General features: G+C 63.7%; 12 protein-coding genes. 4 read left to right on the top strand and 8 right to left on the bottom strand.

The genetic code is table 11. The annotated features are described in order from the left end of the window. On the bottom strand, positions 1-619 hold a 619-nt coding region (locus tag EN984_RS18535), incomplete at its 3' end, for an alpha/beta hydrolase (RefSeq protein WP_206517443.1). A gap of 145 nt (positions 620-764) precedes the next feature. On the opposite strand from EN984_RS18535, the gene EN984_RS18530 reads away from it, so the two are divergent. Both EN984_RS18530 and EN984_RS39370 read left to right on the top strand, forming a co-directional pair. Beyond that, the gene (locus tag EN984_RS18530) at positions 765-1,070 is read left to right on the top strand and encodes a hypothetical protein (protein ID WP_127271135.1); all 306 of its coding nucleotides are present in this window, start codon (positions 765-767) and stop codon (positions 1,068-1,070) included. A gap of 90 nt (positions 1,071-1,160) precedes the next feature. After that, positions 1,161-1,295 carry a hypothetical protein gene (locus EN984_RS39370; protein ID WP_255337188.1) on the top strand — a complete coding sequence of 45 codons (135 nt, stop codon included), beginning with the start codon at positions 1,161-1,163 and terminating at the stop codon, positions 1,293-1,295. Between the two features lie 43 nt (positions 1,296-1,338). Here the strand turns inward: EN984_RS39370 and EN984_RS18525 are convergent, their stop codons facing one another. From EN984_RS18525 to EN984_RS18505, 5 genes are all read right to left on the bottom strand, one after another. Continuing rightward, on the bottom strand, positions 1,339-1,584 hold the full coding sequence (locus EN984_RS18525) for a DUF982 domain-containing protein (RefSeq protein ID WP_127271133.1): 246 nt from the start codon (positions 1,582-1,584) through the stop codon (positions 1,339-1,341). A gap of 14 nt (positions 1,585-1,598) precedes the next feature. Continuing rightward, the gene (locus tag EN984_RS18520) at positions 1,599-1,835 is read right to left on the bottom strand and encodes a DUF982 domain-containing protein (RefSeq protein WP_127270771.1); all 237 of its coding nucleotides are present in this window, start codon (positions 1,833-1,835) and stop codon (positions 1,599-1,601) included. Positions 1,836-1,930: 95 nt separating this feature from the next. Then, positions 1,931-2,374, bottom strand: coding sequence for a GFA family protein (locus EN984_RS18515; protein WP_127270773.1), 444 nt, complete (start codon positions 2,372-2,374; stop codon positions 1,931-1,933). A gap of 171 nt (positions 2,375-2,545) precedes the next feature. After that, positions 2,546-2,725, bottom strand: a complete 180-nt coding sequence (locus EN984_RS18510; protein WP_023813816.1) for a DUF3606 domain-containing protein — start codon at positions 2,723-2,725, stop codon at positions 2,546-2,548. Positions 2,726-3,210: 485 nt separating this feature from the next. Next, positions 3,211-3,402: a hypothetical protein gene (locus EN984_RS18505; protein WP_127270775.1), complete on the bottom strand. Its 192-nt coding sequence runs from the start codon at positions 3,400-3,402 to the stop codon at positions 3,211-3,213. Between the two features lie 187 nt (positions 3,403-3,589). Here EN984_RS18505 and EN984_RS18500 point away from each other — a divergent pair, with 187 nt between their 5' ends. Then, positions 3,590-4,018, top strand: coding sequence for a DoxX family protein (locus tag EN984_RS18500; RefSeq protein ID WP_127270776.1), 429 nt, complete (start codon positions 3,590-3,592; stop codon positions 4,016-4,018). Positions 4,019-4,057: 39 nt separating this feature from the next. On the opposite strand, the gene EN984_RS18495 is transcribed toward EN984_RS18500, so the two are convergent. Beyond that, on the bottom strand, positions 4,058-4,363 hold the full coding sequence (locus tag EN984_RS18495) for a hypothetical protein (RefSeq protein ID WP_023813813.1): 306 nt from the start codon (positions 4,361-4,363) through the stop codon (positions 4,058-4,060). Between the two features lie 73 nt (positions 4,364-4,436). Continuing rightward, on the bottom strand, positions 4,437-4,706 hold the full coding sequence (locus tag EN984_RS18490) for a hypothetical protein (RefSeq protein ID WP_127270778.1): 270 nt from the start codon (positions 4,704-4,706) through the stop codon (positions 4,437-4,439). A 214-nt stretch (positions 4,707-4,920) separates the two neighbouring features. Between EN984_RS18490 and EN984_RS37755 the strand changes: the two genes are divergently transcribed. Beyond that, positions 4,921-6,350 (top strand): hypothetical protein (locus EN984_RS37755; RefSeq protein WP_164765517.1); only part of this gene is annotated, 1,430 nt, incomplete at its 3' end.

Below are 6,350 nucleotides of genomic sequence, written 5' to 3'. Positions count from 1 at the left end.
TGGCATGGGCGTGGGCAGGCGCGCGCAAGGCCTCGACATAGGCCTGACGCACTTCGGCTGGAAACGCCGATGACGACGAGCCCCAGCCGTTGAGCGCATTGTCGACGATCGCCTCGGCGGCGCTGGACAGGATCTTTTCCGGCAACGGCTCGGGCTGCGCCAGCAGCGACCATGGCCAATAACCCAGCGCCAGCCTGGCGTCGGCCCGGTCCCAGGCATCGGCGGTCGGCACGATGTCGAGAACGGCGAGCCTGTCGATGCTGCCCCGATGATCGAGCGCCATGCGGTAGGCGACACGCCCTCCGCGATCATGGCCGGCGACCATGAAGCTGCTGAAACCCAGCTTCTCCATCAGCCTCATCATATCGGCGGCCATGGTGCGCTTGGCATAGGGGGCGTGGTCGGGAGTGGATGCCGGACACGAACTGCGGCCATAGCCGCGCAGGTCGGCGCAGACGACGCTGAACCGGCTGGCCAGAGCGGGGGCGATGTCGCGCCACATCAGATGCGTTTGCGGAAAGCCGTGCAGCAACAGCAGCGGTGGCCCGCCGCCGGCGCGCAGGCAGAATATGTTGGCATCGCCGGTGTCGATTTCCGCGCCTTGGAAACCCTCGAACATGATCGCCTCCGGCACGCGCAACGGCGGCAAACGGGTTTGGTTGCAATGCCGCCCGGCGAGGCGGCCAACCTTTTTCGTCGACAGACGTTGTCCCTGTGAAGGGAAGGTCGCCGCGGGCGACCGTGCAAGAAAGAAGGAGGCAGTGATGAGAATTCTCGCCATCATGCCAATCGGCCTCATGCTGGCGCTGGCAGTGCCGGCCGCGGCCCAGCAGCAGAACGACAGCCAGGCACAGGCCGACAAATGCAGGGCTCAGACCGAGCAAGGGGCAAAACAGCAGCCTGGACAGCAGGCCGATGACGGCAATTTGACCGCGAAGCTCAACGATTGCGGCGGCGTGCTGAAACCGCCCCCGACGGGCGACCAGGGCATGGCGGCGCCGGCCCCCGAGGAAGGCAAGACGCCGGTGATCAAGCCGGGTGAAGTGCCGCCCCAGCCGCCGAAGCAATAAACGCCGCTGGCTGGTATTATCGCGCAAGCTAATGGAACCTCGTTATCTCAGGAGCGTTTCTCTCACGACTTGGAATTCGGAGAGATTATCGTGAGAGATATTGCGACCACGGCCACGTTGCTTGCCTCGATAGCCATCGTGATTGCCTTGATTCTTCTGGCGCCGAAGAGTTTTGGCTTCGAAACCTCTCAGCCGATTGTCCAGGGCGAGCTTCCAACGAAATGACAAAGCAGGCGAGGCACGACGCCCCGTCTGCTTCCTTTGACACCTACCGCACCAGCACGCCGGCATGGCTGCAGAGCGCTGCGAACGCTTCCTGCGCCTCGGCGGCGCCTGTCCCGGTTTCCAATGCGGCTTCGACCTTCTCGCGCGCCGCCTGGTAGAACGGGCCGCGTTTGGCCTGCGGCCAGTCGATCAGGATTTCGCTGGCATCCTTGAGCGTGGCGACGTCGCGGATCGTGTCCGACCCATGCGGCTTGATCCGCATCGGTGTGGGCAAAATGAGCTCGGACATGTCCTGTTTTCCAACTACTGGAGGAGTTTTGCTTCGCGCGCGGCGTCGATCATCGCCCGCATCGCTTTTTCCGCCGGCGTCCAGCCATCCAGCGCATCGCGGCAACTGCGCAACGCCGCCCGGTAGCGCCGTCCCTGGCCAGACGGCCAGTCGCCGAGGCATTCCAGCCCTTCCCAGGCGCTGCGGATGATGCGCTCGCGCTCAGGCGCGAATTTCAGCCTGATGGGGCGGGGAAACATCTTGTCGTTCAACGGTCGTCTCCATGATTGCCGCAAGTGTCGCTGGCGACATGCGTGAGAGGCGATCGGTAACGTCGGCGGCAGGACAGGGTTCCCTTCCCAGGAGATCAAATCTCGGCGTCGATGTCCGACAGCGATCTCGGCGTCGGCGCTTCGGCGCTGTGCTGCGCTGGGCGGTCATGCTCGAACTGTTCGGTGCCGGGCAGAGCGTGCAGCCAGGTCTCGCGCCTGGAGGTCCACAATTCATATTCGGGCACGAGATCGGTCGGCGCGATGTCGAGGCTGCCGATCGCCACCTCGGCCTCATTGTCGTCGACCCAGGCGACGCGGCCGCCGCATGTCGGGCAAAAGCTCCGCGTGCCATAGGAGCTGACGAGGCCGGTGGTCTCGAAGGCCTCGCGCGGCCAGATGGCAAAGGCCGAATAGACCGAACCGCCGGCCTTGCGGCAATCCTTGCAGTGGCACAGGCCAACGCGCAATGGCGGGCCGTGAACCTCGAACTGCACGCCGCCGCACAGGCAGCTGCCGGTCCTGCGTATGGTGTCGGACATGGCGACCTCCCTCAATGCGTGGCGCTGCCGGCCGGGTGGGACAGATGCTCGTCTGCCGTTTCGTTGGCCAGGATGAGAAACCGGGAAAAAGACATCCTGTTCACCGTACCACCAGGCCCGGTTGACGCGGCCCGCAGCATCTTCAACGCCGCCCAGGCGAAATGGTTTCGGCTAGCCGCGGGCCGCCATATGGGCGTCGAGCTTCTTGCGCGAGGGGCCGTAGCGCTTGATGATGGTCTGTGCCTCGCTTGGCGGGATGCCGTATTTGCGGGCAAAGGCGGCAACCTCGTAGGGCTCTTCACTCGAGACCTGCTTGCGGTCCTGTTTCGTCTTCGACTTGTCGTCAGCCATCTCAGGCCTCGCTTTCTGTTGTCGGGGACGCGCAGTCTTCGGCGCCCGCGATCAACACGACATAACACAGATTGGCGCCGCCGGTTCCACCAGACGACACGGCCTGGGCTGCGATAGGCCTGTATCAGGCCGAGGGCCGCATGGTATCGGCGGCGGCAGCGTGGTCGCCGTCACATTCGGAGCATGCCGCGCTGAGGCCGGGGCAGCCGCGCCGGTGCGTGCCGGCGGGGCAGCAATGGCCGTTGGAACTCGTCCAGCGCGGGCATTCGAAGACCTGGCCAGCGCCACCGCAGCCGCTGCACTCCAGCGGCGCCGACCGCTCGCCATGAGATGTCGCCCCAAACCTGACGCTTGTACGCAAATTTCAGCCCACCCAAAATCGCTGCGTCGGCACGCCGATGCATTAGCCCCGACTAACGATAGCACTTCCGTGATTACCAACAAGTTTCAATCGCGGCGGCGCCGGAAAGCCGTTCGGGCCGTCGTCAGGCCGGCTTCAGCCGCATCGCGGCGAGATACATGAGCGCCGAGGCGGCCTGCCCGCGGTCCCAGCCGGCGGCCTCGACCTTGCGGAGCAGGGCGTCAAGATGCGGAACCAGCATATCCCTGCATTCCTGTTCGTAGACGGTGCTCGTCGCCGGATGCCGCGGTGCGCCGATGGTCAATGCCTTGGCCATGTCCGATTCCCCCTTGGAGCGAGCAATAATATGCCGTCAGCCGGCAAACCGAAAATCTCTCTTGCTGTACGGTGTGACGCTTCGAAAGCCCTCTGCGATCCTGTCGAGAAAAATTGGCCTGATGTGTCGGACCTGGCGCCGGTCGCGCGTCCTAGGAGCGATCAACCTGCAAAGCTGGAGAACGAGCATGTCGTCGCAAATCACTCAATCACCGTGGCAGACCGCGGCCCTTGTCGTCGCCCGGCTGATCTTCGCCGGCGTCTTCCTGATGGCCGTGACCTTCAAGTTCATGGGCATGGACGCCACCGCCGGCTATATCGCCGCCGCCGGCTTTCCGTTTCCGCTGTTCCTGGCCTGGTGCGCGGCGATCCTGGAAGTCGCGCTGGTGCTGTGCTTCCTGACCGGCGCCTTCTTCTCGCAGGCAGCCCTGGTCGCCGCCGCCTATGTGCTGTTCCTCGGCTTCGCCTTTCACGGACCCAGCCACTGGGCAGGCAACCAGGCCGAGTTCGGCTTCTTCGTCGACCATTTTTCGTTCCTGGCCGGACTGCTGTTTGCGGCCGTACATGGACCGGGCAAGGTGCTTTCGCTCAATTCGGGATGGCCGGGCAGGGCTTGAGGCGAGGGCAGCGGGCCACCGCGGACGCACGCCGGCCGCTCACAGCTGGTCGTTGTAGGGTTCCTTTATCTTGCCGACCATGCGGGCCAGCTTCGAAAAAGACGGCATCTCCGCCTCCGGCTGGCACTGGTTGGCGAGTTCCAGCAGCCGGATCGGAAAGTTGACGGCGTCGCGGCTGGACGCGGACATGCCTTCGGATCGCTCCTGGTTGGTTTCGCCGGCCTCGGTCTTGCGCAAGGCCAGGTCGATCTCCTCCGCCGTCAGCACCCCCTTTTGAACCAGGAGGCGGTTGATCGAGGCGACGGCCATCAACAGGCCTTCGAGTTGCAGGTTGGCGACATTCATGGCGATTGCTCCCGTGGCTGGGGTTGAAACGCGCGAGCGGCATTTCCGCTCCAGAAAGGCTGCGGGCGAATGCCTATTCCTGCGTCAGCCGTTCGCCATATTCGCGCCACAGCGCCTTGACCTCCAGGTTGCCGAGGCTGCCGATCGAAACATCCCCACAGCTGATGGCGACGGCGCTGATGTCGTATTGGGGGTAAGCGTTGGCGACGAAACGGATGGCTTCGCCCAGCGAACGCACGCGGATGACTGGATCGGCCTGACCCTGGCCGGTGCTGCGCACGCCGGAAACCGTGGCTTGTGCATGCCGCATCCTGAACACGGATGCCATGGCTGGTCTGTCCATCGTCCTCTCCCACAAGGCCGTGCGACGGGAATCATTCCATGAGCTTCGACGAATGATTTCACACCTGCCGGCTTATGACCAGCCGCCGGCAAAAGCAGGGTTTTACGCGCTTGCCAGCGTCGCTCCGAGTGGGAGTTCCGACCGGTCTAGGAATTTTTTCTCAAAAAACGGTTGACGGGGTGAGTGCAGCTTTGCCTTCCAGACGCTGAACCCTGTGATCGGCACCGATGACATTGTGCTGTCGTTTTACCAGTCCGACGACACCGTCGGCGATATCCAGGCAGCCGCGCAAGGCATCATCGACCAGGCCCAGGCGGCGGCGGATGTGGCGACGGGCGCCATGACGACCGTGCTCGATCCGCAATTTGCGACCAAGGCGACGGCGGAAGCCTATTCGCCGGCGGTTGCGCCGGATTATATCAGGACTGCCGGCTATTCGCAGGTCGGCGACGGCCAAGCCCTCTACAGGAAGAATGGCACCATTTTGGCTGGCGGGGGCGGTCTGGCGATCACGCTGCAAGGTGGAGCGAAAGCCGGCTTCGACATCATCAACGCACCGAGGTCGAAGGAGATCAACATTCGCGCGGCGGGCGCCGACACGGCAGCCGGCAACAACAGGACCGCGATCGTCAACGCCATTGCTGCCGCCGGGCAGGGCAGGCTGATCATCCCGGCTGGCACATTCTCGCTGGCCGGCAATATCGACATTCCGCAGGGGTTGACGGTCGAGTTTGATGACAGGGCGCTTTTGCAGCGTACCGAGGACGCCATGCACCTTTTCAACCTGAAGGGCGACAACCGTATCATCGCGCCGAAGGTTAACGGCGCCTGGAATCATGTCGCGGCTGCGAACGGCTTTGGCGTCTTCAACATCAGCGGCATCTCCGGCGTCACGATCGAGCATGGCACGCTCACCGGTACGCAAGGCGACCACTACCGCATTGCCGATTCCAGCTGGGTCTACATCGACGACGCCAGGGGCGATACGGCGCGCAACATCGTCACCATCAACGACGAGGTTTCCGGCACAAGTCACGTGTTTGTCCGCCGCGCTCGCGTGAGCGCCTATTTGAACGGTTTTGATGCAGAGAGTGACGACGACTGGCCGGTGAGCGATATCGAGGTGGATATCGACTGGACGCAGCTTGGCGGCGTTCAACTTGGCGCGGCCGTCGCGTTCACCCGCAGCGCTGCGCCCGCCGGATCGGTGTTGAAGTACAAACGCCTTCGCATCAGTGCCAAGTCCAGGGATGGCCTTTATGGCCTGGTGCTGCGAGGGGCCAAGGATATCGAGGTGCGCAGCCTGGTGACGGAAGGCGTGCAGCAAGGCATTCGCGCCGGCACCGGCCATCATATCGAAGATCTTCGCCTGCTGTCGTTCGACATCCAGGCGACGCATCAGGGGATCTATATCGAAACCCCGGCCGGGCAACAGATCTCGCGCGGCGCCAGGATTGGTGCCGGCCGCATCTTTGGGTTTACCCAGGCCAATGCCTACGGCGTCTTCAGCGCGGCGGATGAAACCATTGTGTCGGCCGACACGCTTGTCGACATGGGCGGCGCGGCGGCGTCCATTGGCGTTCGATTGAACGGCGACATGTCGCAAACCCATGCAGGCATCGCGGATGCGCGATCGTCCTATGT

The organism is Mesorhizobium sp. M7A.F.Ca.CA.004.12.1.1 (assembly GCF_003997835.1).
Taxonomy (GTDB): domain Bacteria; phylum Pseudomonadota; class Alphaproteobacteria; order Rhizobiales; family Rhizobiaceae; genus Mesorhizobium.
This window is presented reverse-complemented; position numbering and strand designations above follow the sequence as displayed.